This window comes from Saccharomonospora iraqiensis subsp. iraqiensis (assembly GCF_000430445.1).
GTDB lineage: Bacteria > Actinomycetota > Actinomycetes > Mycobacteriales > Pseudonocardiaceae > Saccharomonospora > Saccharomonospora iraqiensis.
The window spans coordinates 30,667-55,331 of the sequence record NZ_KE387084.1; the positions used below are offsets into that span (position 1 = coordinate 30,667).

Consider the following 24,665-nt stretch of genomic DNA (forward strand, 5'->3'; position numbering starts at 1 on the left):
TGGCCCACCGCTCGAACACCACGGTGCCGAACGGCGGCACGCTCGCCGCGAGCGCCAGCAGCAGGGTGGGCCTCGTCCAGCCCAGCCGGCGGTGGAGCAGCAGTGCGGCGACGACGTAGACGACGAACAGCAGGCCGTGCACGGGTCCGAACACGGTCACCCCGATCTCGTTGCCGACGGCGACGTACTTGAAGAACATCCCGGTCAGCAGACCGGCCCAGGACAGCGCCTCGGCGAGGGCGAGCAGTCGGAAGCGTCCGACGTCGGTGGTGAGCATTCCCGTTTCCTCCGGTACGGACGGTCGTTGGCTGAGGTGCGGCAGGTGACCGCATCCGCGGATGCGGCGCCCGTCGGTGCAGCATCGCAGAGCCGCGGACCGGCAGGTGGCCCGACCCTTGTCACGGACGTCGTCCTGTGCTTCACTCTCCAGCTAGAACTTGTTCTAGATTCGGGTGGGTGGACAACGATGCGGACCCGTGCGGCGGCGCTGCTGGAGCAGCCCGGCAAGTGGCAGATCGTCGACGTCGAACTCGACGAACCCCAGGCCAATGAAGTGCTCGTCCGGTTCGTGGCCGCCGGACTGTGCCATTCGGACGACCACGCCGCGACCGGGGACATGCCCGTGGGCAAGATCCCGCTGATCGGCGGCCACGAGGGCGCCGGCGTCGTCGAGTCGGTCGGTCCGGGCGTGCACTCGCTCGCGCCCGGCGATCACGTCGTCGCCCAGTTCGTGCCCTCGTGCGGACGGTGCCACCCGTGCGCCACGGGCCGGGGCAACCTCTGCGACCTGGGCATGTACGCCCTGCTCGGGTCCATGGCGGACGGCACCTACCGGGCGCGGATCGACGGCGACGAGGCCGGGCAGATGACCATGGCCGGGACCTTCGCCGAACGCGCGGTGGTCTCCGAGCACTCGCTCACCAGGATCGACGACGACATCCCGTTGCACGTCGCCCCGCTGCTGTCCTGCGGCGCCCCGACCGGCTGGGGTTCGTCGGAGTACGCCGCCGAGGTCGTCGCCGGGGACACGGTCATCGTGATGGGCCTCGGCGGCATCGGGATGAACGCCGTGCAGGGCGCCGCCGCACGGGGCGCGGCGTACGTGATCGGGGTCGACCCGGTCGCGTTCAAACGGGACAGCGCCGCCACCTTCGGGGCGAGCCACACCTTCGCCGACATCGAGGAGGCCGCGGAGTTCGCCCGGTCGGTCACCAACGGGCAGGGTGCGGAGTCGGTCGTGGTCGCGGTGGGCGTCACCACGGGCGAGCACGTCGGTCAGGCGGTCGACGCGGTCGCCAAGTTCGGCACCGTGGTGGTCACCGGCATCGGCGACGTCAACGAGAACACCCTGCCCACGAACCTGTGGACGCTGGCGATGATGCAGAAGCGGATCCAGGGGACCATCCTCGGCAAGGGCGCACCGTCGGTGGAGATCGGCCGGCTGGCGTCGATGTACCGGGCGGGGCGGCTGAAGCTGGACGAGCTGATCACGCGGACCTACCGGCTGGACGAGATCAATCAGGCCTACGCGGACATGCACGAGGGCCGCAACATCCGCGGTGTCATCCTGCACGACACCGAGTGAGTCCGACCTGCCCGGCGCCGTCCCCGGCGCCGGGCACGGACCGGCGTGGTCACTCCGGCCAGGCGGAGTCGTGGATGGCCTCGACGAAGTCGCCCCGTTCGAATCCGGGGAGGTAGTGGGCGAGGACGTCGGCCTTGACGTTGCCGAAGGTCGTTCCGGGCCGGTCCTTGAGGCCCTCGGTGAACGCGGCCAGGATCCGGTTCTTGAAGTCGGGGCGGGGATGGGCGGCGACCACGGCTTCCCGCTGTTCCTCGGAGACCGCGTGGTAGCCGACCCCCAGGACGTCGAGCTCCACCCCCCGGGTGATCAGCGCGATCTCCGCGGCCATGTGCAGCGGGATCTCCGGCGTGGTGTGCAGGGCGATGCCCGTCCACACGCGGTCGGCCCGCTCGTCGGTGATCCCGTGGGCGTGCAGGAAGCGCAGCGCCTCGTCGGCACCGTCGATCTCGAACCGCTGGTCGGAGCGGCGGAACCGGTCGGTCAGTCCCAGGTCGTGGAACAGCGCCCCCACGTACAGCAGTTCCGGGTCGAACCGCAGCTCCTGCGCCTCGCCGCGCAGCGACCCCCACAGGAACACCCGCCGGGAGTGGTCGTACAGCAACGGTGGTGCTGAGTCCCGGACGAGCTCGGTCGCCTCCCGCGCCAGCGCGCTGTCCGGGATCCGGACGCCCGCGATGGTGTCACTCATCGTGCCGCTCCGCTCCGTCGTCACCGGCCGCCGACGGTTCCAGGGTCGCACGGTCGGCGCGGTCACGCGGGTCGGTGGCCTCCCCGTTCGGGGCGGGCGAGCAGGGCGAGCCACTGGTCGGCGAGCACCCCGAGAACCGTGTGGTAGTCCTCGTCGTGCGCGCGCAGCAGCAGGAAGTAGAAGCTGCGGTCGAGCGCCATCATGAAGGTCATCAGATGCGCCTGGAGGACGGCGCGGTCGGCCTCGGTGGCCGCGGGTGCGGTCAGGTTCACCAGGGACGCCTGGGTGCGCCGGTGCATGGCGTACCACTCGTCGGCGACGGCGCTCTCGTGCGCCAGCGCCTGTTCCATGGCGGCGAACTCGCTGCCGTACCGGCGCCACAGCGCGGCGTGCTCCTCCAGCCACGCGACGACGTCGGCGTGCTCCGGGGCGGTCATCCGGTCGAGGGCGATGTAGGCGTCGGTGATCTCGGGCTCGCGGGCCCGCATGAGCTCGATGACCACCTCCGCCTTCGAGCGGAAGTGCAGGTAGAACGTGGCCCGGGAGATGCCCGCCGCGCGGGCGATGGCCTCGGCGCCGGTGGCGGTGTAGCCGTCGCGGTGGAACAGCTCCCGCCCCGCGGCGACGATCCCGGCACGGGTGAGGCGTTTCTGTTCGGCCCGCGTGACCGGCGTCCCGGACATTGGTCGTCGTTCCTCCCGTCGCGGCGCTGGGCACGCCGTGCCGTGTCCGTCGCCAACGTAACCGAGGCGGTCGTGCGTGCCGGTGGCCGGGCGGGCCCGGGCGGGCCGGGCGGGAAATTTCGCTAGACACCTGTCTATCGAGTGTGCGAGGCTCCGGGCACAACGCCGGGGTCACCTCCCGGAACCACCGGCCCGCTCAAGGAGGAGCTTCATGAGATTCCAGGACAGGATCGTGTTCATCACCGGCGCCGCCTCCGGCATGGGACTGGCGACCGCGCGGGCCTTCTCCGCGGAGGGAGCCGTCGTCTTCGGGGCGGACACCTCGGCCGAGAACCTCGACCGCGACTTCGCGGCACTTCCCGGGGCGCGACCGGTGCCGCTGGACGTCGCCGACAGCGCCGCGGTGCGCGCCGCGTTCGCCCGGGTCGACGACGAGTTCGGCCGGCTCGACGTGCTGGTCAACGCCGCCGGGGTGAACGCGCCGAACCAGGCCGCCCTGGACCGGCTCAACGCCGAGAACGAGAAGGGCTTCCTCGCCGCGAAGGAGGGCAGGCGGCACGTTCCGGAGTTCCTGGAGGAGACCTCCGACGAGGACTTCGACCGTACGCTGCGGATCAACCTGCACGGCCCGTTCTACACCACCCGGGCCGCGGCGCCGCTGATGAAACGCGCCGGGGGCGGGGCGATCGTGAACTTCTCGTCATCGGCGGCGCTGATGGGCATCGCCATGCCCGCCTACTACCCATCGTCCAAGGCGGGCCTGCTCGGGCTCACCCGGGCCTGCGCCGCCGAGCTCGCCCCGTTCTCCATCCGCGTCAACGCGCTCGCACCCGGCGCGGTGGACACCCCGCTGCTGCGGCAGAACGACGCCGAGTTCAACGAGTTCCTCGTCGGCATGCAGCCGATCGAGCGCGCCGCCACCCCGGAGGAGGTCGCCGCGTCGGTGCTGTTCCTGGCCGGGGACGAGGGCGCCTACTACACCGGTCAGACGTTCTCCCCGTCCGGCGGGCTCGTCATGCACTGACCCGCCCGCACCGCAGAGCACACGACACCACGGAGAACGCTGTGACCGCACACCAGCAGACCGGGCGGGGCGGGATCGACCCGCGCGCCCTGACCCGGCTGACCGACGAGATCGAGTCCGACATCGAGGCGGGCGCCTACGACGGCGTGAACCTCGTCCTCGCCCGGCACGGGGAGATCGTGCTGCGCGAGACCCTGGGCTCCGCCGAGCGCGCCACCGGCAGGCCGTCCCGCCCGGACGACGTGTACCGGGTGTTGTCGCTGACCAAGGCCTTCACCAACGCGATGGTGTACCGGGCGCTGGGGGAGGGGCGGCTCGCGCTGTCCACCCGGGTGGTGGACCTGATCCCCGAGTTCGTCGGCACCGACCCGTTCCGCGCACTGCGCAAGGACCGGATCAACGTCGCCCACCTGCTCACCCACCGATCCGGCATGCCGCCCACCCCGAACCCCGGGGTGGGGCCCGACGAGTTCGGCGACCTCGGACGGGTGATCGAGGCACTGTCCGGTGTGGACGTGTTGTTCGAGCCCGGCACGAACCTGAACTACTCACCCGCGATCAACCACGCCCTGCTCGGCGAGATGGTGCGCCGGGCCTACGGCGCGGAGTCGTTCTCCGGGCTCGCCCGCGAACTGATCCTCGACCCGCTGGGCATGTCCGACACCGCGTTCGGACTGCCGGAGGCGGCCGCGGAGCGGGCCGTGCCGTTGAAGGCCTACCTGCCCGAGGGCGGCTTCCTCGCGCCGAGCGACATCGAGTGCCTCAATGACCACATCACCGCCGACGCCGAGATGCCCTGGGTGGGCGCGGTGAGTACCGCCGACGACGTGTTCACCTTCGCCGAGATGATCCGGCGCCGGGGCGCCCACGACGGGCGGCAGCTGATCGCCCCCGCCGTGCTGGAGCAGGCCACCACGCCGCAGACCGGGGCCATGCCCAACGACCTCTACGCCGACATCGCCCGGGCGCGCGGCTGGGAGACCCCGGCGGGCAACTTCGGCCTCGGATTCTCGCTGAGCGGACAGGGAACGGCGCCGAACTTCTTCGGACCGTTCACCTCCCCGCGCACCCACGGCAACTACGGCGCCGGGTCCTCCCTGTTCTGGGTGGACCCGGAGCGGGACCTGACCCTGGTCTTCCTCTCGGCCGGGGTGATGGAGGAGAGCGCGAACGTGGCCCGCTTCCAGAAGATCTCCACGATGGCCGTCGCGGCCGCCCTGTGACGAGGAGTCAACGATGACCACCACCCCGCACGAGTCCCCGGACCGGACGGCGAAATGCCCGGTCGCGCACGGGTTCGACCTCATCGGCGACGACGCCTACTACGCGAGCCCGGCCCGGTACTTCGCCACGTTCCGCGACGAGACGCCTGCGTTCTTCTACCCGTTCCTGAACGCGTGGATCGTCACCCGCCGCGACGACGTCGAGACCGTGCTCGGCGACTGGCAGCAGTTCACCTCCGGGGCGAACAGCGCGTTGATCGACGTGCCCGAACGGCACCGGGACACGGTGCCGCCGGAGCTGATCTCCCAGATGCTCGTCGGCTCCGACCCGCCCGCGCACACCACGCACCGCGGCGTGGCCCAGCCCGGCTTCACCAAGGCCCGGATGGCGGCGTTGGAGCCGGAGATCGAGGCGCGGGCGCACCGCATCATCGACACGTTCGAGGCCCGCGGGTCGGGCAACCTCATCGAGGACTACTGCCTGGAACTGACCACCCAGACGCTGCTGACCCACATGGGGCTCGGCCGGGAACACGACGCGATGATGCGGCAGCTGCGCGACGACAACGCGCGGGTGCTGTCCTCGGCCCAGGAGCCGATCCCGGCCGACATCGCCGACGAGGTGTGGGACCGCTACGTCGCGGCCAACCTGGAACTGCGCCGGGTGATCGAGCAGCGCCGTGCCGAACCGCGTGAGGACCTCATCTCCGACATGGCGTGCGCCACCGACCGGGACGGCGAGTACGTGTTGTCGCCGGCGCAGATCGCGCTGCACCTGAGCGAGTTCGCCCAGGCCGGGGCGGACACCACGGCGCAGGCGATGGCGAACGCGGTGCTGTTCCTCGCCGAGAACCCACGGGTGCTGGCCGAGGCGATCGACGACCCGCAGCTGTGGCCGCGGGTGTTCGAGGAGACCGTGCGGCTGCGGCCCTCCTCGACGTTCGCCTCCCGCCGCGCCGAGCGCGACATCACGCTCTCCGGTGCGCACATCCGCGCGGGCGACATGATCTGGGTCGCGCTCACCAGCGCCAACACCGACCCGGACCACGTCGACCGGCCGTTCGAGTTCGACCCGCACCGTGCCGACCCGGAGGACCATCTCGCGTTCACCCGCGGCAGGCACACCTGCCTGGGGCAGAACCTCGCGCGGGTGCAGGGCGCGGCGGGGCTGAAGGTGCTGTTCGAGCGGCTGCCGTCGCTGCGGCCCGAGGCCGAGGTGCCGCTGGACTTCATCCGGATGGCGCTGGTGCCGGTGCGCCGCACCCTGCCGGTGGTCTGGGACACCGCCGACGTGGACCGGGCGCGCAGGCGGGTGAACCGGGAGATGACGCTGACCGTGGTGGAGCGCACCGAGCAGGCCGACGGCGTGGTGTCGTTCGTGCTCGCCCACCCGGACGGTGCGGAGCTGCCCCGGTGGAGCCCGGGTGCGCACATCGACGTGCACACCGGACCCGACGGGGCGGGCCGGACGTGCCAGTACTCGCTGTGCTCGTCACCGGAGGACCCCGCCCGCTGGCGGATCGGGGTGCTGCGGGAGCCGGACAGCCGGGGCGGGTCGCTGTACCTGCACGACGAGGTGGACGTCGGTTCCTCCGTGACGGTGGGCAGGCCGCGCAACAACTTCCGCCTCCACCCGGCGACGCGCTACCTGTTCATCGCCGGCGGGATCGGCCTCACCCCGCTGCTGCCGATGATCGAGCGGGCCGAGGCCGACGGTGTCGAGTGGTCCCTGCTCTACGGCGGGCGTACCCGCGCCTCCATGGCCTTCCTCGACGAGCTGGCCGGCTACGGCGACCGGGTCGCCGTGCGGCCCGAGGACGAGTACGGCCTGTTGGAGCTGGATGGGCTGCTGGCGGAGCCGCGGACGGACACCCTCGTCTACGCGTGCGGTCCGGAGCCGCTGCTCGACGCCGTCGAGGCGGCGATGGCGGCGTGGCCGGTGGGCAGTCTGCACGTGGAGCGCTTCGCGCCGAGGACGCTCACGGGCACGGGGCCCGACGAGCCCTTCGAGGTCCGCTTCGCCGAGTCGGGCGTGACCGACACGGTTCCGGCGGGCACGTCGGTGCTGTCCGTGGCGGAGGCGCACGGGATCGCCGCGGTGTCGTCCTGCCAGGAGGGCACCTGCGGCACCTGCGAGACCCGCATCCTGTCCGGCTCGGCCGAGCACCGCGACTCGATCCTCACCCCCGTCGAGCAGCAGGCCCAGGAGACGATGATGATCTGCGTGTCCCGGGCGGCCGGGGACTGTCCCCGCCTGGTGCTCGACCTCTGAGCCCGGCTCACCCACCGGGGGCCACGCAGTGGATCTCCGGTGGGTGGGACAGGCGTGCCCCGGCGTCGGAGGGGACCGACACCAGCCCCCCGGCCCGGGGCGGTGTCGCGGGAGGCACCGGGTCCGCGTGTCCGTCCGTGCTGACGGCGGCGCGGATCCGTTCGCCGCACCGGCGGTAGAAGCGCAGCTGCGCGCGGCGGCCGAACAGCGACCAGCCCAGCGTCAGCACCGGGTCCAGGTGGGGTGCCCGCTGGGAATGACTGGCGGCCACGAACTCCACCCGGCCGGTGTCCCGGTACTTGACCACCTCGTAGGTGACCTTGCCGCGTTCGAGGTGCCCGTCGAGCGTCTCGTAGGCCCACCCCCACACCCGGGCACCGTCGTTCCGGGTCTCGTCCACCACCTCGGTGATCCGGACACCGCAGTACAGGTGCAGCCCGTGGAACCGGAGTTGCAGCAGCATGTTCCGGCCGAGCAGCGGCACGGCCGGGTCGTAGAGTGCCCGCACGGATTCCGGGGGTGTGAACTCGTAGTCACGCACCAGACGGCAGGCCCGCTCCCACGGACCTCCGGGTTCCGGCGGGCCGGGTCGTTCCGCGGGGAGGCCGTGCAGGTGGGTGTCGAGGGTCCAGGCGGGCCTGCGCACCTCGGCCGGGGAGTAGTTGATGCCGGCGTCGGTGAGCGCCGCCAGTTCGCGCGCGGTGTCCGGCCGCCCGAGGCCCCATTCAGCCAACCCGGCTCACTCGTGTTCGGTCAGCGCGTCGCCGATCTGCCACATCATCGGCGGCCACAGGCCCACGAACAACGCCCGACGCTCGGCGTTGCCCCGCTGCGTCTGGTCCACCGTCTTGGCGCGGATCCACAGGCTGATGCAGAGCACGATCGTGCCCAGCGAGGCCAGGTGCAGCTGGGTGGCACGCACGCCCGCCCGGTGCAGAAGTCGGACCACCATGTGTGCCTCCGTGTGTCCGTCGGCTCGTGTCAGCGTCCCCGCGCGGGGTAGGTACAGAGTCTGATACCCCGTTCGTCCCGGTCTCATCACGTCCGGAGGTGCCGATGTCGCGAGCCCGCCGTGTTCTCGTCGTCCTCGCACGGTGGCTGCTGGGGACCGCGCTGGTCACCTGGCGCTACCTCTGGGAGACGACCCCGCTGCACCGCACGGAGTGCCGCGGCGACGCGCGGGACCTCCCGCCGCGGTTGCCGGACGGCCTGATCGACGACCGGGTGCAGCGCAGCGCGGACGGCTACGGCCAGCTGTTCCACCGCCGCTTCCGGGTGCGCATCGCGGGGGCCGGGGTGGACGCCGCCGGGCTCATGGACCGTGTCGTGCACGACTTCAAGCACTTCGTGCCCTCGGAGGTCGTGCACATCCACACCACCCGGGGCGGCGCGCGGTCGTTGTGCGCCGGGGACGAACTGGTGGTGGAGATGCCGGGGCCGTGGGACGGCCCGGTCCGGGTGGTGCACCGCGACGACACCTCGCTGCACCTGGTCACGCTGCACGGGCACCTGGAGGCGGGACAGGTGTGGTTCCGCGCGTTCGGCGACGGCGACCAGCTGGTGTTCGAGGTCGAACTGTGGGCCGCGCCCGCGAGCAGGCTGGTCCACCTGCTGTACGCGCGGCTGCGGCTCGCCAAGGAGATCCAGCTGAACATGTGGGTGCGCTTCTGTCTCGCCGCGGTGGAGACCTCCGGCGGCCGGCTGGTGGACGGGGTGGAGATCTTCACCCACCGGCTCGACGACCTGGGTGAGCGCACGGGCCCCGCGGGCCTCGTGACGGACGGGGACCCGGTCGGCGACCGCCGGTGACCGGTTCCCCGGCACGCACGGGCGAGGGGCTAGGGTCTTGCGCCGGTCCTGCAAACCAGGCGTTCAAGGAGGAAGCCCGTGCCGGGAACCGGTATATGGCGGACGAAATCGGTCGAACAGTCGATCGCGGACACCGACGAGCCGGACACCCGGCTCCGCAAGAATCTCGGCGCCTGGGACCTGATGGTCTTCGGGGTTGCCGTGATGATCGGCGCGGGCATCTTCACGCTCACCGCGTCCACGGCCGGGGACATCGCCGGTCCGTCGGTGGCGCTGGCCTTCGTGTTCGCCGCGGTCGCGTGCGGGCTGGCGGCGTTGTGCTACGCCGAGTTCGCCTCCACCGTGCCCGTCGCGGGCAGCGCCTACACCTTCTCCTACGCCACGTTCGGTGAGTTCCTCGCGTGGATCATCGGCTGGGACCTGATCCTGGAGTTCTCGGTGGCCGCGGCCGCGGTGGCCAAGGGCTGGTCGATCTACCTGGAGGACGTGCTGAGCACCCTGTTCGGCACGCAGATGAGCACGACCGTGGCACTCGGCGGCGTCGACCTGGACTGGGGCTCGGTGCTGCTGGTCGCGATCCTGGCCACGCTGCTCACCCTCGGCACCAAGCTGTCGTCCCGGTTCAGCCTCGTCATCACCGCCGTCAAGGTGACGATCATCCTGCTCGTCATCGTGCTCGGCCTCGCCTACATCACCCCGGACAACTACACGCCGTTCATCCCGCCCGCCGAGTCCGGCGGTGAGGCCGGCGGCGGTGTCGACCAGTCGCTGTTCTCCCTGCTCGCCGGTGGTTCCGGCAGCGTCTACGGCGCGTTCGGGCTGCTGGCCGGTGCGTCGCTGGTGTTCTTCGCGTTCCTCGGGTTCGACGTCGTGGCCACCACCGCGGAGGAGACCCGCGTCCCGCAGCGGGACGTGCCGCGCGGCATCCTCGGCTCGCTGGCGGCCGTGACCGTGCTGTACGTGGCGACCTCCCTGGTGGTCGTGGGCATGGTGCCCTACACCGAACTGGCCACCGATGCCGAACCGGAGGGCCGCAAGACGCTGGCGACGGCGTTCTCCGCGCACGGCGTGGACTGGGCGGCCAACGTCATCTCCGTCGGCGCGTTGGCCGGTCTGACCACGGTGGTGATGGTGTTGCTGCTCGGCCAGCAGCGGGTGCTGTTCGCGATGGCGCGGGACGGTCTGCTGCCGCGCCCGCTGGCGAAGACGGGTTCGCGGGGCACCCCGGTGCGGATGAACGTGCTGGTCGCCACGGTGGTGGCGGTGGCCGCGGGCTTCTTCGACGCGGGCAGGCTGGAGGAGATGGTCAACGTCGGGACGCTGTTCGCGTTCATCCTCGTCTCGGCGGGTGTGCTGGTGCTGCGGAAGAAGCGCCCGGACCTGCCGCGTGGGTTCCGCGTGCCGTGGGTGCCGGTGGTGCCGATCCTGGCGATCGCCGCCTGCGTCTGGCTGATGCTGAACCTGACCGTGCTGACCTGGCTGCGCTTCCTGGTGTGGATGGCGCTCGGCGTGGTGATCTACTTCGCCTACAGCAGGCGGCACTCCCTGCTCGGACAGCGCGTGCGGGAGGAGGACGGCACCCGGGACGAGCCCGAGGCACGTCCGACCCCGGAGTGACCGTCCTCGTGGAGTGACCATCCCCGGGTCCCGGCCCCACGGGCGGGGTCGGGACCCGGCGGGCCCCGTGGACAGGAGGGAGTCACCGGTGACCGGACGGACCGTCGGCATCGTCGGGGGCGGCATCGTGGGGCTGGCCGTCGGCCGCGAGCTCACCCGGCGGTACCCGGGCGTCGAGGTGGTCGTGTTCGAGAAGGAGGACCGGCTCGCCACGCACCAGACCGGGCACAACTCGGGCGTGGTGCACGCCGGGATCTACTACCGGCCGGGGAGCCTGAAGGCCGAGCTGTGTGCGCGGGGCCGGGCGCTGCTGCGGGAGTACTGTGTCGACCGGGGTCTGCCGTACGACGCGTGCGGCAAGCTCGTCGTCGCGGTCTCGGAGTCCGAACTCGGCCGTTTCGACGCCCTGGAGGCCACCGCGCGGGAGAACGGCGTGCCCGGGCTGCGCCGGGTCTCCGGTGCGGGGATCGCCGAGCTGGAACCGCACGCGGCCGGGCTCGTCGCGCTGCACTCACCCGGGACCGCCATCACCGACTACGCCGCCGTGTCCACGGCCTTCGCCGCGGACATCGAACGGGCGGGCGGCCGGGTGGAGCTGTCCACGGCGGTGACCGGGGTCCGGCACCGTGCCGGCCGGGTCGAGGTCACCACGGCCGCCGGGGTGCGCACCGTCGACCGGCTCGTGGTCTGCGGCGGGTTGCACGCCGACCGTCTCGCCCGGCAGGCCGACGGTGTGGACGGCCCGCGGGTCGTGCCGTTCCGCGGCGAGTACATGACGGTCGCCCCGGACAAGCGGGACCGGGTGCGGGGCATGATCTATCCCGTGCCCGACCCACGGTACCCGTTCCTGGGGGTGCACTTCACCCGGCGGGTGTCCGGGGAGGTCGAGGTGGGGCCGAACGCGGTGCTCGCGCTCGCCCGGGAGGGGTACCGGCGCCGCGACGTCGCCGGGGCCGACCTGCGCGACCTGCTCGGATGGCCGGGTTTCTGGCGCATGGCGCGGCGGCACTGGCGCACCGGAATGGCCGAGATGCGCGGCAGCCTGTCGGTGCGCGCCTACATGCGGGCGGCGTCCCGGTACGTTCCGGACATCGGCGCCGCCGACGTGCGCCGCGCCGGGGCGGGGGTGCGGGCGCAGGCGGTGGACCGGGACGGGTCCCTGGTGGACGACTTCCGGATCGGGCACGAGGACGGCATCACCACCGTGCGCAACGCCCCGTCCCCCGCGGCGACGTCGTCCCTGGCGATCGCGGAACACGTGGTCGCCCGGATGGGGGTCGACCGTTGAGCGTTCCCGGCATGAGGAAGCGAGGCTCTGGAGATGCGGCATGACTGAACGACACGACGCCGACATCGACCGGATGCTTGCCGGGACCGCCGCCGAGTACGAGAACGAGGACAGGGCGGCCGCAGCCGAGGAGGCCCGCGAGTCGCCCGGATCGGATGTCGGCGAGATCCGCCCGTAGCGACCGAGTGTACCGGTACGCTCACGCGATGTTCATCATCGCCGGTTACCTGGAGGTAAATCCCGCGCAGCGGGACGCCTTCGTCGATGCCCACCAGGATCTGCTCCGCCGGGGTAGGCAGGCCCCCGGATGTCTCGATCTCGCGATCACGCCCGATCCGCTGCACCCGGGTCGGGTCTACAACTTCGAACGGTGGGAATCCCGCGAACACATCGACGCGTGGCGGGCCGTCGCCGACGCGCCCGACACCGGAATCGCCGTCAGGGACAGCAACGTCATGGAGTACCGCGTGACCGACGCGCGGCCCCCGTTCGGCTGAGGTCGTCGGGCCGGGACCCCCGGAGGAACGAACCCATGATCGGTTCGGTGCGTGACCGGATCCGAGGTCGGGGGCCCGAGCTGCTCCGGCGGCTGCGTTCCTCGGACCGGCACGTGCTCAAGTCGACGCTCGCGGCGACCGGCTCGTTCGCGCTGGCGGGTGCGTTGGGCACCAGTGACGCGCCCGTGCTCGCGCCGCTGACCGCGCTGATCGTCGTCCAGGTCACCCTCTTCCAGACCCTCACCATCGGTGTGCAACGGGTGGCCAGTGTGGTCGCCGGTGTGCTGCTGGCGGTGGGCGTTGCCGGAATCGTCGGCCTCAGCTGGTGGAGCATCGGGAGCATCGTCGGTGCCGCCCTGCTCGTCGGGCTCCTGCTCCGGCTGGGGCCGCAGATGAACGAGGCGGCGATCAGTGCCATGCTGCTGCTCGCCGTCGGGGGAGCCTCCGACGTGGCGATCGAACGGGTGTACGAGACGCTGGTGGGGGCGGCCGTCGGGGTGCTGGTCAACGTCGTCGTCCCGCCGGTGCATCTGCGCCCCGCGGGGGAGGCGCTGATGCGGCTGACCGACCGGATGGCGGAGTTCACCACCTCGCTCGCCGCCGAGCTGCGGCCGTCGTGGTCGCAGGCGAAGGCCGATCGGTGGCTGACCGAGGCGCGGTCGCTGGTCACCGAGGTCAGCAAGACCGACCAGGCACTGGCCCGTGCGGAGGAGGGGGCCCGGGGCAACCCGCGGGGCCGGGTGACCCAGCGGCGTCAACCCCGGCTGCGCACGGCCCTGACCGGGTTGGAGCGGTGTCTGTTGGCGCTGCGTGAGTTGTGCCGGACGCTGCTGGACCGCACGTACTTCGTGCCGGAGGAGGACGAGGGCAGCGTCTACGGCGACGACGTCCGTGGGGTGCTCGCCGATCTCCTCGAGTCCTCGGCCGGGGCGATCCGTGCGGTGGGCGAGCTCGCGACCTCGGTGTCCGAGGCCGGTGTCGAGAACCATCTCCCGGAGATCGCCGAGTGCCGGGAACGGCTCAGTGCGCTGCTGGTCAACGAACCGCTGCGGGACATCCGCGCGTGGGAGCACCACGGTGCCCTGCTCAGCGCCGTCGACCGGCTGCGCACCGAGATCGAGTCGGCGACACGGTTCCCGGAGCAACCGTGGAAGCCGCCGCCGGTGACCGAGCAGCAGCGCGAGATGGTCCGCCGGCTACGGCGGGAGCGTCGGCCGTTCCGCCGCGACAGCGGGAACCGGTGACCGGTCCGGCGCGCCGACCGCCCCGCCGAATGATGTATAACGACCTATACCCGGTGGCCGTCGTGCCGACCCGGCCGGACCCGGTGCGGATCACACCGGGGCGGTCCCGGCGGCGTGCCGGGGCGTGTCGGGCGGCAGGATGGGGCCTCATGTCCCGACCACAGTCCGAGGTGCCCGCACCGGCCGCCGACCTGTACGACGTGATCAACCGACGCCGCGACGTGCGCGGGGAGTTCACCGGGGAGCCGGTGCCGGACGAGGTGCTGCGCCGGGTGCTGACCGCGGCGCACCGAGCGCCCAGCGTGGGAATGTCCCAGCCGTGGGACTTCGTGCTGGTGCGCGACGAGGACACGCGGCGGCGGTTCCGGGAGCACGTGCGCTCCGAGCGGGACGTGTTCGCCGCCGGGCTGGAAGGGGAGCGTGCGGAGACGTTCTCCCGGATCAAGGTGGAGGGCGTCGTCGAGTCGTCGCTGGGGGTGGTGGTCACCTACGACGCCGACCGCGGCGGACCCGCCGTGCTCGGCAGGCACGCGATCGCCGACGCCGGGCTGTACTCGGTGTGCCTGGCGATCCAGAACCTGTGGCTGGCCGCCACCGCGGAGGGGCTCGGCGTCGGCTGGGTCAGCTTCTACCGTGAGGAGTTCCTGCGCGATCTGCTGGGCATCCCGTCGGGGGTGCGCCCGGTGGCGTGGCTGTGCCTGGGGCCGGTGCGGGAACTCGCGGAGACGCCGGACCTGGAGCGGCACGGCTGGCGCAGCCGCATGCCGCTGGAGGACGTTCTGCACCACGAGACCTACGGGAGTCGGCCCGCGCGGTGACCGGGCCGGCGCGGCGGGGTCCTCCCGGGCGGCGCTAGGCTGAGTCAACTAAGTTGACACCGAGTTGGCCGGAGGAGATGCCGATGGTGGAGGAGGGCGCGCCGTTGACCGGCGCGGCGACGATCGGGCGGTGGTTGGAACACCCGGACGGTGGTCCGGTGCTGCGGGAGATGCTCGCGGCGAGCGGGTTCGACGAGAGCGCGCTCGCCCCGGTGCGCAACGTGCCGCTGCAGCAGCTCGTCGAGCTGAGTCAGGGCGCCCTGTCCCAGGAGGTCGTCGACGACCTGGTGCGGCGGGTCAACGGGGGTGTGCTGCCCGAGCAGGCCGGTGACGAGGCCGGGTGGCGGGAGCGGATCGTCGAGGGCCGGTTCGCCGGTCGCGTCGTGGTCGTCACCGGCGCCGCGTCCGGGATCGGCCGGGCCACGGCCTCCCGCGTCGTGCGGGAGGGCGGTCGCGTCGTTGCCGTGGACCTCGCCGCCGACAAGCTGGACGAGCTGGTCGCCGAGTTCGACGACACCCGGGTGGTGGCGGTGCCCGCCGACATCACCTCCGACGAGGACGTCGCCCGGGTCGTGGCGGCGGCGGGGGACCGGATCGACGGCCTGGCCAACGTCGCGGGCATCACCGACGACTTCAGCCCCGTGCACGAGGTGTCCGACGCGGTCTGGCAGCGGGTGTTCGACGTCAACGTGCACGGACTGTTCCGGCTGACCCGGGCGGTCGTGCCGACGATGCTCGCGGCCGGGTCCGGTGCGATCGTCAACATCGCCTCGGAGGCCGCCCTGCGCGGCTCCGCCGCGGGCGCCGCCTACACCGCGTCGAAGCACGCGGTCGTGGGCCTCACCCGCAGCGCGGCCTTCATGTACGGGCCGTCGGGCATCCGGGTGAACGCCGTCGCGCCGGGTGGGGTGGCCACCGGCATGTCCCCGGGCGAGATGTCCGCGTTCGGACGGCAGCGCACCGGGGACTTCCTGGCACTGATCCCGCCGATCGCGACCGCACCGCAAGTCGCGGCGTCGATCACGTTCCTGCTCAGCGACGACGGGGTCAACGTGTCCGGGGCGGTGCTCCCGTCGGACGGGGGCTGGTCGGTGCAGTAGCCCCGGATCCGTCCGGGGTGAGGGTGTGCTGCAGCAGCGCGCCGTAGCGGGCGACGAGGTCGCGGCGGTCGGTGGCGAGCAGTTGCTCGTCACCGACCACCCACAGCGCGTAGAGCAGGCCACTGACCAGCGCCCCGGCGAGCCGGGCGCGGGTGTCGGCGTCCGGGCCGGACAGCCGGGCGCGCAGCGGGCGGACGAACGCGGTCTCGTGGACGTCCTTCAGCCGGTCGGCGATCCGTGGGGTGCCGCTGCCGCGCAGCAGTGCCAGGTAGACGTCGCGGGTGGCGTCGTCCGAGTCGAGCAGCACCTCGACGAACCGCCTGCCGAGGTCCTCCGGCGGCACGTCGAGCAGCGGTTCGTCGTCCATGCTCAGGTGCATGGTGTCCAGGAACAGCAGCTCCTTCGTGCCGAAGTGGCGGATCACCAGCGCCGGGTCGGCCCCGGCCTCCGCGGCGATGTCGCGCACCGCCGTGCCGGCGAAGCCGTGTTCGCGGAACAGCCGTCCCGCGGCCGCGCGGATCGCCTCCCGCGTCGTCGCCGACCGCTGCCGCACCATGGCCTCATCGTAGTGCCGGGCGGGATCGCCGCCGTCGCCGCGGCGGTCGGCGGAGGTCACCGCCCGGTGGCGGGTGTCGTGAACCGGAATCCTGTCGGACCCGGTGGGTACTCTCCGCACCATGTCGCTGTCGGTGGAAGAGCGTGAGCGGTTCCTGGCCGAACCCCGGGTCGGCGCGTTGTCGGTGATCGAGCGGACGGACCGGGCGCCGTTGACCATTCCGATCTGGTACCACTACACGCCGGGTGGGGAGCTGTGGGTGCACACCGCTCCGGACTCACGGAAGGCGCGGGCGATCGAGGCGGCCGGCCGGTTCGCGCTCATGGTGGAACGGACCGAACCCACGGTGCGCTACGTCTCCGTGGAAGGGCCGGTGACCCGGATCGAGCCGGGCAGTCCGGAGCTGTCCCGGACGATGGCCGCCCGGTACCTGCCGGAGGACAAGGTCGCCGGGTTCCTGGAGTACGAACGCACGCAGATCGGGGAACAGTCCGCGATCTTCATGCGGCCGGAGCACTGGTTGTCCGCCGATCTCGGGTCGCTCTGAACACCGTCCGCGGTGGCGGGTGGGATGTCGGACCCTGCCGGTAGCGTGCCGACCCGGTCACGCACCGGCGCGGGGCCACGACGGTGAGGAGGCGGGACGTGGGGACACTCCAGTACCAGTGCAGCATGTCGCTGGACGGGTTCATCGCCGGACCGGGCGGGGACATGTCCTGGTTGACCGGGTACCTGCCGGACCAGGCCGGTGTCGACGACGAGCTCGTCGGCCGGGTCGGCGCGCTGCTGGTGGGGGCCCGCACGTTCCGCGGCGACGACCCGAACCGGGGCACCGACGCGGAGGGCCCCTACGGCGGGCAGTGGTCCGGGCCGAGCATCGTGCTGACCCACGACATCCCCGACCGGCCGGTGGAGAACGTGACCTTCTCCGGCGACCTGCACGAGGCCGTGGCCACGGCGCAGGAGGCCGCGGGCGGCAAGCTGGTGAGCGTCCTCGGCGCGGACGTGGCGCGGCAGTGCCTCGCGGCGGGACTGCTCGACGAGATCCTCGTGACGGTCACCCCGGTCCTGCTCGGGGACGGCGTGCGGCTGTTCCACGAGCCGGGTGGGAGGACCGTGAAGCTGGAGACCGTCGACGTCACCGGGCTGACGCTCACCCTGCGGGTGCTCCGGTAGCCGCCCCGCCCAGGGCAGGGCGGGTCATTCCCCGAGCAGCTCCCGCATCTCGGTGATCTGGCGGGTCTGCCGGTCGACGATCTTCTCCGCGTACATCGTCGCCAGGGTGTCGGACCCGTCGTCGAGCTGGGCCTCGGCGATTTCGACGGCCCCCCGGTGGTGTTCGATCATCGTCCGCAGCCAGAGCGTGTCGAACTCCGTACCCGTGGTGTCGTGGAGCTGCTGGAACGTCTCCTCGGTCATCAGGTGGGAGTGTTCGTGTTCGCCGCTGCCGCCGCCCGGGGTGACGTCCTCCCCCCACATCCGCAGCATCGCCTGGAGCTGATTGGTCTCCGGTTCCTGTGCGGCGGCGATGCGCCGTGCGAGGTCCTGGACCTCCGGATCGGAGGCGCGCTCCTGCGCGAGTTCGGCGGCGACCACGGCCTGTTCGTGGTGCGGGGTCAGGTCCCGGGCGAAGTCGATGTCCGCACGGTTGTGACCGGCGCTGTCGGCACTCCTGTCCCGGGTCGAATCCCGGTCCCCCGCGCCTGCGGACGGGGAGGATGCCGATGCCGTGGTGTCGGGGGAGGCCGACTCTCCGGGGGTTGTCTCGCCGGGAGCGCCACAGCCGAGGGCGAGGGCGAGAACGGGGACGAGCGCCGACGGGACGGCGAGACGGGACCGGTGCGGCACGGCTGTTCCTCCGGTGCTGTCGGGACGGGTCGTGGGGTCGGTGACGATACCGTCTCCACGCCGCCACGGAGACGCCGGCGGCGAGGTGTTCGCCGCCGGGCTCCGGGCGCGGGTGGCAGGTACCTGATCCTGCCTCCCGAGCACGACGGCGACGTTCCGGACGGCTACTTCGTCGTATGCTCGGCCACGTTCTCCTGTTTGGCCGTGTTCCGGACATTGGGCGGGGTCGAGGCCCTGCGCCGCACGCGGGTGTATCCGCTGTCGGCCGCGACCGATCCGCCCGGGCAGCGGTTCGTCGACTTCGCCGCCTCGGACGTCGACACGATCGCCGCGGACGACGCCTCGTTCTTCACCGCGCTCGACGAGATCGTGCAGGAGGAACCCGGATCGCTCGACCCCGAGCGCGCGGGCCGGCTTGCCGCGCTCGGCATCGTGCCCGGCCGGGTCTTCGCACCGGACGAACGGATGCGCTCGATCCTGGACAACGCCGCCCGGATCGGGGCGGGGCTGGTGCGGACGCTGGTGTTCAAGCTGCGGGACCCGAGCTTCTACCACTACGCGGACGGTTCCTGGAAGAACCTGTTCCCCTCGGGCAGCCACGAGTTCCGCACCCCGGACGGTGCGCGTCAGCTGGACGCCCGCGCCGCGTTCCACTACGCGGCGGTCGTGGTCTCCCCGGCGATGGCGCGGGCGGCTGTCGGGGCCGGGTCGCAGTACGCCTACACGGCGGAGGACGCGACGGGCGCCTGGCTCGACGGCGGCCGGAACTACACGCTCACCCTGCCGAAGGGCATCCCGGCGGAGAACTTCTGGTCCGTCGACGTCTACGACACCACCACCCGGTCGCTGCTGCGCACCGGGGATCCGTATCCGAGCGTGCACAGCCTCTCCGGCGAGGTGCGGACCGAGGGCAACGGCGACACGGTCGTCCACTTCGGCCCGGACACGCCGCGGGGCCGGGAGGGGAACCGGATCCGCACCGTCGCGGGCAAGGGGTTCTTCGTCCTCCTGCGGCTCTACGGCCCGTCGCGGAGCTGGTTCGACGGGACCTGGCGGCCCGGCGAGCTCGAACCGGCGTGAGCCGGGCCGTGGACGGGCAGGGGCCACGGTCCGTCCGGGGACGGGTCAGGACCCCCTCGGGGCGGTCCACGGCGGTGCCGCACCGAGGGCGGGGTGGCGGTTGACGTCCTTGTAGAGCAGGTAGCGGAACGGCTCCGGGCCGCCCGCGTAGCACGCCTGCGGGCAGAACGCGCGCAGCCACAGGAAATCGCCCGCCTGGACCTCCACCCAGTCGCGGTTGAGCAGGTAGACGCCCTTGCCCTGCAGCACGGAGATGCCGTGTTCCATCACGTGAGTCTCCGGGAACGGGATCGCCGCACCCGGTTCGAACGTGACGATGTTGACGTTCATGTCGTGCCGGAGGTCGGTGGGGTCGACGAACCGGGTGGTGGCCCACGCGCCGTCGGTGTCCGGCATCGGGACGGGGTCGATGTCGCGTTCGTCGACGACGAACGGCTCGGGCACCGCGATCCCGTCGACGTACGAGTAGGTCTTGCGGATCCAGTGGAACCGCGCGGGTGCCGAACCGGCGTTGCGCGCGGTCCAGGTGGTGCCGGGTGGGAGGAAGGCGTAGCCGCCCGCGCCCAGGACGTGCCGCTCGTCGTCGACGGTGATCGTGAGTTCGCCGTCGACGACGAACAGCACCGCCTCGGCGTGCGGGTCGGGTTCGGGGTGCTCCGACCCGCCGCCGGGGGAGACCTCGACGAGGTACTGGGCGAACGTCTCGGCGAAGCCGGACATCGGCCGCGCGAGGATCCACAGCCGGGTGTCGTCCCAGAACGGCAGCCTGCTGGTGACGATGTCGGTCATGGTGTCGCGCGGCAGCACCGCGTAGGCCTCGGTGAACACGGCCCGGTCGGTGGTGAGCCGGGTCTGGGGCGGCAGCCCGCCCGTGGGTGCGTAGTACCGGCCGCTCATGCTCGCTCTCCTGTCATCCGGGGTGGATCGGCCTCGTCAATCGGGCCTCGTCAGTCGGGCCTCGTCGGTCGGGCCTCGTCGCGGTCGAGCATCCGCCCCCGCGGGGCGGCGTCGACGTCGACCGGCGCGCCGCGCAGCCAGGTGCGGCGCACCACGCCGGTGAGCCGGTGCCCGTCGTACGGCGAGATCGCGTTGCGGTGGTGCAGGGCGCGCACGTCGACGACGAACTCCTCGTCCGGCGCGAACACGCAGAGGTCGGCGTCGTGGCCGGGGGCGAGGCGGCCCTTGCGGGTCATGCCGGTCTGCGCGGCGGGGCCGTGGGCCATCCAGCCGATCACGTCGGACAGGGTGTGGCCGCGGCGCCGGGCCTGGCTCCAGACCACGGGCAGGCCGAGTTGGAGCGAGGACACCCCGCCCCAGGCCGTGCCGAAGTCGCCGGTGTCCGGGTTCTTGAGGTCGACGGTACTGGGGGAGTGGTCGCTGACCACCGAGTCGAGCACCCCGTCGCGCAGCGCCTCCCACAGCCGTTCCCGGTTGGCCCGGCCCCGGATCGGGGGGCAGCACTTGAACTCGGTCGCCCCGGCGGGGACGTCCTCGGCGGCCAGCGCGAGGTAGTGCGGGCACGTCTCGGCGGTGACCGGGAGCCCCTCGGCGCGGGCCTCGGCCAGCACCGGCACCACGTCGGCGCTGGAGACGTGCAGGATGTGCACCCGGCAGCCGGTCTCCCGGGCGAGGTCGATCACGTGGCGCACCGCGCGGCGTTCCGCCTCGTCCGGTCGGGAGGCGAGGAAGCCGTGGTAGTCGGTGCCGTGGCAGGCCGGGGCGGATTCGATCGTGTGGTGGTCCTCGGCGTGCACGATGAGCAGCCCGTCGAACGCGGCGATCTCGCGCATGGCCGCGCGGAGCTGCCCGTCGTCCAGCGGGGGGAACTCGTCGACGCCGGAGTGCAGCGTGAAGCACTTGAAGCCGAACACGCCCGCCTCGTGCAGGCCGCGCAGTTCGGTGACGTTGCCCGGAACGGCGCCGCCCCAGAATCCGACGTCGACGGCCAGCCGTCCCCGGGCGGCCTCCCGTTTCGTCGTCAGCGCGGCGACGTCGACCGTGGGTGGGAGGCTGTTCAGCGGCATGTCCACCAGGGTGGTGACCCCGCCCGCCGCGGCGGCGCGGGTGGCGGTGGCGAATCCCTCCCATTCGGCGCGGCCGGGGTCGTTGACGTGCACGTGCGCGTCGACGAGGCCGGGCAGCAGCACCTCGTCGTCGGCGAGGTGCACCACCTCGGCACCGCCGACGTCGGCGTCGTACGCCTCCACCCCGAGGATCGTGCCGTCGCGCACCACCACGGCGGCCGGTCGTTCCCCGGCGGGGGTCACCGCCCGCCGGGCCCGGATCACCAGAGCGCTGCCGTTCATCGTGTTCTCTCCGTCCCTGTCGCCGCTGTTCCTCACGCGTCACCGCCCGCGGACAGTCCGCCCGGGTAGAAGTCGGGCTCGTCGAGGCGGTAACGCCGGCGCGCCTCGTGCAAAATCCGTGGTTCGACCGCACCGGTGGCCACCAGTTCGCCGAGGGTGGCGGCCACGATCGACTCGGCGTCCACACCGAAGTGCCGCCGCAGCGCGAACCGGGTGTCCGAGCAGCCGAACCCGTCGGTGCCGAGCGAGGTGTAGCGGGCCGGCACCCACGGCCGGATCTGGTCCGGCACGGCGCGCATCCAGTCGCTGACGGCGACCACCGGCGCGTCGTCACCGGCGAGCGCGGTGGTCACGTGCGGCTGCCGGGGCGTCTCCCCGGGGTGCGCGCGGTTGTGCTCGTCGCAGGCGAGGGCCTCGCGGCGCAGTTCGGTCCAGGACGGTGCCGACCACACCTCGGCGGCCACCCCCCACTCGTCGGCCAGCAGATCCCGGGCGCGCAGTGCCCACGGCACCGCGACCCCGGAGGCCAGGATCCGCGCGGCGGGGGCGTCGGCGGCGACGTCCGGGCGCGGCGCGTACCGGTACAGCCCCTGGAGCAGGCCGTCGACGTCGAGTCCGTCCGGTTCGGGCGGCTGCGGGTACGGTTCGTTGTAGACGGTGAGGTAGTACCAGATGTCCTCGGACGCCTCGCCGTACATCCGGCGCAGGCCGTCGCGGACGATGTGGGCCACCTCGAAGGCGAACGCCGGGTCGTAGGCCACGCACGCCGGGTTGGTGGAGGCCAGCAGCAGTGAGTGCCCGTCCTCGTGCTGCAGGCCCTCGCCGTTGAGGGTGGTGCGGCCGGCGGTGGCGCCGAGCAGGAACCCCTTCGCCATCTGGTCGGAGAAGGCCCAGGCCGCGTCGCCGGTGCGCTGGAACCCGAACATCGAGTAGAACAGGTACACCGGGATCATCGGTTCGCCGTGGGTGGCGTAGGCGGTGCCCGCCGCGGTCGCCGAGGCCATCGACCCGGCCTCGCTGATGCCCTCGTGCAGGATCTGGCCCGCCTCGGCCTCCTTCCAGGACAGCAGCAGCGCCCGGTCGACCGACTCGTAGGTCTGGCCGTGCGGCGAGTACACCCGGGCGTTGGTGAACAGCGAGTCCATGCCGAAGGTGCGGCCCTCGTCGGGAACGATCGGCACGATCCGGTGGCCGATCCCGGGGTCCCGCATCAGTTCCTTGAGCAGCCGCACGAACGCCATCGTGGTCGCCACAGGGGTGTCGCCGGAGCCCGTGCGCAGCCCGGCCCAGGTCTTGTCCGGCGGCTGCGGCAGCGGGGGGTCGGTGCGCCGCCGCTCGGGGACGAACCCGCCGAGTTCGGCGCGCCGGTCGAGCAGGTAGCGCACCTCCTCGGAGTCGGCGCCGGGGTGGTAGTAGGGCGGCAGTCCCCGGTCGGCGCCCGCGTCGATCGCCTCGTCGGTGATCGGCAGCTCCAGCCGGTCGCGGAACACCTTGAGGTCGTCGGCGGTCATCTTCTTCATCTGGTGGTTGGCCATGCGGGAGGCCATCGAGTGCGGCAGGGTCCAGCCCTTCACCGTGTGCGCCAGCACCACGGTCGGCTGGCCGGTGTGCTCGGTGGCGGCCCGGTAGGCGGCGAAGATCTTGCGGTAGTCGTGCCCGCCGCGCGGCAGCCGCTCCAGTTCGGCGTCGGTCAGGTGCTCGGCCAGCGCCCGCAACCGGGGGTCCCGGCCGAAGAAGTGGTCGCGGATGTAGGCACCGGACTCGGTGGCGTAGGTCTGGAACTGTCCGTCCGGGGTGGTGTTCATGGCCTCCACCAGCACCCCGTCCCGGTCGGCGGCGAGGAGTTTGTCCCACTCGCGGCCCCAGACGACCTTGACCACGTTCCAGCCCGCGCCCCGGAAGAACGACTCCAGTTCCTGCATCACCTTGCCGTTGCCGCGCACCGGCCCGTCGAGGCGTTGCAGGTTGCAGTTCACCACGAAGATCAGGTTGTCGAGTTCCTCGCGGGCGGCGAGTCCGATCGGGCCGAGCGATTCGGGTTCGTCCATCTCGCCGTCGCCGAGGAACGCCCACACCCGTTGTCCGCTGGTGTCGGCGATGCCGCGGGCGTGCAGGTAGCGGTTGAACCGCGCCTGGTAGATCGCGTTGATCGGGCCCAGTCCCATGGACACGGTGGGGAACTCCCAGAAGTCCGGCATCAGCCGGGGGTGCGGGTACGACGACAGCGACCGCCGGGCGCCGCCGCGGGACAGCTCCTGGCGGAACCCGTCGAGCCGCTGCTCGTCGAACCGGCCCTCCAGGTGCGCCCGCGCGTAGATGCCGGGGGAGGCGTGTCCCTGGAGGAACACCTGGTCGCCGCCGCCGGGATGGTCGCGCCCGCGGAAGAAGTGGTTGAACCCGACCTCGTACAGCGCGGCGGCCGACTGGTAGGTGGCGATGTGCCCGCCGACGCCGATCTCCGGCCGGTTCGCGCGGGTCACCATCACGGCGGTGTTCCAGCGGATGATGCGCCGGATGCGGCGTTCCAGCGTCTCGTCGCCGGGGAACCAGGGTTCGCGCTCGGTGGGGATGGTGTTGACGTAGTCGGTCGAGGACAACGCCGGGACGCCGAGGTGCAGGCCGCGGGCCTGTTCCAGCATCCGCAGCAGGAGGAACCGGGCGCGGTGCGGGCCCTCGGTCTCGACGACCGTGCGCAGCGCGTCGACCCAGTCGCGGGTCTGCGCGGGGTCGACGTCGGGCAGTTGGCTCGGCAGGCCGTCACTGATCACCGGGTACGGGGTGTCCGCCCGGTCGGGGGTGAGGGTCACTGGTCGGTGCCTTTCTCACGGGTGAGGGTGGGGAGGTCGGTGGCGATCCGTTCGCCGAGGGCCCGCAGCAGCCGGGCCGCGTCGCGCAGGCACACCGCCACGTCGGGTTCCAGGTCGGTGAGCGCGTAGGCGGTGTGGATGCCCGCGGTGCGCAGCCGGGTGGTGGGCAGGGTGTTCGTGCCGCACACCGCCACCACGGGCACGCCCGCGGCCGCGGCGG

At 72.2% G+C, this 24,665-nt stretch carries 26 protein-coding genes; 15 read left to right on the plus strand and 11 right to left on the minus strand.

Annotated elements, in window-relative coordinates:
* Positions 1–277: DUF3817 domain-containing protein (locus ACTIR_RS22590; protein WP_034239303.1), on the minus strand; the 277-nt coding region annotated here is incomplete at its 3' end.
* 189 nt (positions 278–466) lie between these two features.
* Between ACTIR_RS22590 and ACTIR_RS0109935 the strand changes: the two genes are divergently transcribed.
* Positions 467–1,585 carry an NDMA-dependent alcohol dehydrogenase gene (locus tag ACTIR_RS0109935; protein WP_026454156.1) on the plus strand — a complete coding sequence of 373 codons (1,119 nt, stop codon included), beginning with the start codon at positions 467–469 and terminating at the stop codon, positions 1,583–1,585.
* Positions 1,586–1,634: 49 nt separating this feature from the next.
* Here ACTIR_RS0109935 and ACTIR_RS0109940 read toward each other — a convergent pair whose 3' ends face one another.
* Positions 1,635–2,273 carry an HD domain-containing protein gene (locus tag ACTIR_RS0109940; RefSeq protein WP_026454157.1) on the minus strand — a complete coding sequence of 213 codons (639 nt, stop codon included), beginning with the start codon at positions 2,271–2,273 and terminating at the stop codon, positions 1,635–1,637.
* A gap of 62 nt (positions 2,274–2,335) precedes the next feature.
* A complete protein-coding gene (locus ACTIR_RS0109945; RefSeq protein ID WP_026454158.1) occupies positions 2,336–2,956 on the minus strand; it encodes a TetR/AcrR family transcriptional regulator in 621 nt (206 codons plus the stop codon).
* Positions 2,957–3,167: 211 nt separating this feature from the next.
* Here ACTIR_RS0109945 and ACTIR_RS0109950 point away from each other — a divergent pair, with 211 nt between their 5' ends.
* From ACTIR_RS0109950 to ACTIR_RS0109960, 3 genes are read left to right on the plus strand one after another with little or no spacing between them, the layout of a single operon-like run.
* On the plus strand, positions 3,168–3,980 hold the full coding sequence (locus ACTIR_RS0109950) for an SDR family NAD(P)-dependent oxidoreductase (RefSeq protein WP_026454159.1): 813 nt from the start codon (positions 3,168–3,170) through the stop codon (positions 3,978–3,980).
* A 41-nt stretch (positions 3,981–4,021) separates the two neighbouring features.
* On the plus strand, positions 4,022–5,203 hold the full coding sequence (locus ACTIR_RS0109955) for a serine hydrolase domain-containing protein (protein WP_052583809.1): 1,182 nt from the start codon (positions 4,022–4,024) through the stop codon (positions 5,201–5,203).
* Between the two features lie 13 nt (positions 5,204–5,216).
* The gene (locus tag ACTIR_RS0109960; RefSeq protein ID WP_026454161.1) at positions 5,217–7,475 is read left to right on the plus strand and encodes a cytochrome P450; all 2,259 of its coding nucleotides are present in this window, start codon (positions 5,217–5,219) and stop codon (positions 7,473–7,475) included.
* 7 nt (positions 7,476–7,482) lie between these two features.
* Here the strand turns inward: ACTIR_RS0109960 and ACTIR_RS0109965 are convergent, their stop codons facing one another.
* Together ACTIR_RS0109965 and ACTIR_RS0109970 are read right to left on the minus strand one after the other, a co-directional pair.
* Positions 7,483–8,208 carry a DUF1990 family protein gene (locus ACTIR_RS0109965; protein WP_026454162.1) on the minus strand — a complete coding sequence of 242 codons (726 nt, stop codon included), beginning with the start codon at positions 8,206–8,208 and terminating at the stop codon, positions 7,483–7,485.
* Between the two features lie 6 nt (positions 8,209–8,214).
* The gene (locus tag ACTIR_RS0109970) at positions 8,215–8,427 is read right to left on the minus strand and encodes a hypothetical protein (RefSeq protein ID WP_026454163.1); all 213 of its coding nucleotides are present in this window, start codon (positions 8,425–8,427) and stop codon (positions 8,215–8,217) included.
* Positions 8,428–8,531: 104 nt separating this feature from the next.
* Here ACTIR_RS0109970 and ACTIR_RS0109975 point away from each other — a divergent pair, with 104 nt between their 5' ends.
* The 8 genes from ACTIR_RS0109975 (at position 8,532) to ACTIR_RS0110010 (ending at position 15,848) form a co-directional block, all read left to right on the plus strand.
* Positions 8,532–9,284 carry a DUF1990 family protein gene (locus ACTIR_RS0109975; protein ID WP_026454164.1) on the plus strand — a complete coding sequence of 251 codons (753 nt, stop codon included), beginning with the start codon at positions 8,532–8,534 and terminating at the stop codon, positions 9,282–9,284.
* Positions 9,285–9,362: 78 nt separating this feature from the next.
* Entirely contained in the window at positions 9,363–10,901 is a 1,539-nt protein-coding gene (locus ACTIR_RS0109980) for an APC family permease (protein ID WP_026454165.1), read from the plus strand.
* Positions 10,902–10,989: 88 nt separating this feature from the next.
* Complete coding sequence (lhgO, locus tag ACTIR_RS0109985) at positions 10,990–12,189, plus strand: L-2-hydroxyglutarate oxidase (protein WP_026454166.1); 1,200 nt, start codon at positions 10,990–10,992, stop codon at positions 12,187–12,189.
* Positions 12,190–12,229: 40 nt separating this feature from the next.
* A complete protein-coding gene (locus ACTIR_RS25850) occupies positions 12,230–12,367 on the plus strand; it encodes a hypothetical protein (RefSeq protein ID WP_154663708.1) in 138 nt (45 codons plus the stop codon).
* 28 nt (positions 12,368–12,395) lie between these two features.
* Positions 12,396–12,686, plus strand: coding sequence for a putative quinol monooxygenase (locus ACTIR_RS0109995; RefSeq protein ID WP_026454167.1), 291 nt, complete (start codon positions 12,396–12,398; stop codon positions 12,684–12,686).
* Positions 12,687–12,721: 35 nt separating this feature from the next.
* Positions 12,722–13,930 (plus strand): FUSC family protein, encoded by a 1,209-nt coding sequence (locus ACTIR_RS0110000; RefSeq protein WP_026454168.1) that lies wholly within the window; start codon positions 12,722–12,724, stop codon positions 13,928–13,930.
* A gap of 149 nt (positions 13,931–14,079) precedes the next feature.
* Positions 14,080–14,748: a 5,6-dimethylbenzimidazole synthase gene (gene bluB, locus ACTIR_RS0110005; RefSeq protein ID WP_026454169.1), complete on the plus strand. Its 669-nt coding sequence runs from the start codon at positions 14,080–14,082 to the stop codon at positions 14,746–14,748.
* 83 nt (positions 14,749–14,831) lie between these two features.
* Positions 14,832–15,848: an SDR family NAD(P)-dependent oxidoreductase gene (locus tag ACTIR_RS0110010; protein WP_026454170.1), complete on the plus strand. Its 1,017-nt coding sequence runs from the start codon at positions 14,832–14,834 to the stop codon at positions 15,846–15,848.
* On the opposite strand, the gene ACTIR_RS0110015 is transcribed toward ACTIR_RS0110010, so the two are convergent.
* The gene (locus ACTIR_RS0110015; protein WP_026454171.1) at positions 15,796–16,404 is read right to left on the minus strand and encodes a TetR/AcrR family transcriptional regulator; all 609 of its coding nucleotides are present in this window, start codon (positions 16,402–16,404) and stop codon (positions 15,796–15,798) included. The genes ACTIR_RS0110010 and ACTIR_RS0110015 overlap by 53 nt on opposite strands.
* Before the next feature lie 121 nt (positions 16,405–16,525).
* Here ACTIR_RS0110015 and ACTIR_RS0110020 point away from each other — a divergent pair, with 121 nt between their 5' ends.
* On the plus strand, positions 16,526–16,951 hold the full coding sequence (locus ACTIR_RS0110020; protein WP_026454172.1) for a pyridoxamine 5'-phosphate oxidase family protein: 426 nt from the start codon (positions 16,526–16,528) through the stop codon (positions 16,949–16,951).
* 98 nt (positions 16,952–17,049) lie between these two features.
* A complete protein-coding gene (locus tag ACTIR_RS0110025; protein WP_026454173.1) occupies positions 17,050–17,580 on the plus strand; it encodes a dihydrofolate reductase family protein in 531 nt (176 codons plus the stop codon).
* A 24-nt stretch (positions 17,581–17,604) separates the two neighbouring features.
* Here the strand turns inward: ACTIR_RS0110025 and ACTIR_RS0110030 are convergent, their stop codons facing one another.
* Positions 17,605–18,252: a DUF305 domain-containing protein gene (locus tag ACTIR_RS0110030; protein WP_026454305.1), complete on the minus strand. Its 648-nt coding sequence runs from the start codon at positions 18,250–18,252 to the stop codon at positions 17,605–17,607.
* Positions 18,253–18,456: 204 nt separating this feature from the next.
* On the opposite strand from ACTIR_RS0110030, the gene ACTIR_RS22595 reads away from it, so the two are divergent.
* The gene (locus tag ACTIR_RS22595) at positions 18,457–19,332 is read left to right on the plus strand and encodes a DUF1214 domain-containing protein (protein ID WP_052583810.1); all 876 of its coding nucleotides are present in this window, start codon (positions 18,457–18,459) and stop codon (positions 19,330–19,332) included.
* 45 nt (positions 19,333–19,377) lie between these two features.
* On the opposite strand, the gene ACTIR_RS0110040 is transcribed toward ACTIR_RS22595, so the two are convergent.
* The 4 genes from ACTIR_RS0110040 to ACTIR_RS22600 form a co-directional block, all read right to left on the minus strand.
* Positions 19,378–20,229, minus strand: a complete 852-nt coding sequence (locus tag ACTIR_RS0110040) for a bifunctional allantoicase/(S)-ureidoglycine aminohydrolase (RefSeq protein WP_026454174.1) — start codon at positions 20,227–20,229, stop codon at positions 19,378–19,380.
* 50 nt (positions 20,230–20,279) lie between these two features.
* Complete coding sequence (allB, locus tag ACTIR_RS0110045) at positions 20,280–21,638, minus strand: allantoinase AllB (protein WP_026454175.1); 1,359 nt, start codon at positions 21,636–21,638, stop codon at positions 20,280–20,282.
* A 32-nt stretch (positions 21,639–21,670) separates the two neighbouring features.
* On the minus strand, positions 21,671–24,445 hold the full coding sequence (aceE, locus tag ACTIR_RS0110050) for a pyruvate dehydrogenase (acetyl-transferring), homodimeric type (protein WP_052583811.1): 2,775 nt from the start codon (positions 24,443–24,445) through the stop codon (positions 21,671–21,673).
* Positions 24,442–24,665 (minus strand): glycerate kinase (locus ACTIR_RS22600; protein ID WP_034239307.1); only part of this gene is annotated, 224 nt, incomplete at its 5' end. The genes ACTIR_RS22600 and aceE, both read right to left, overlap by 4 nt.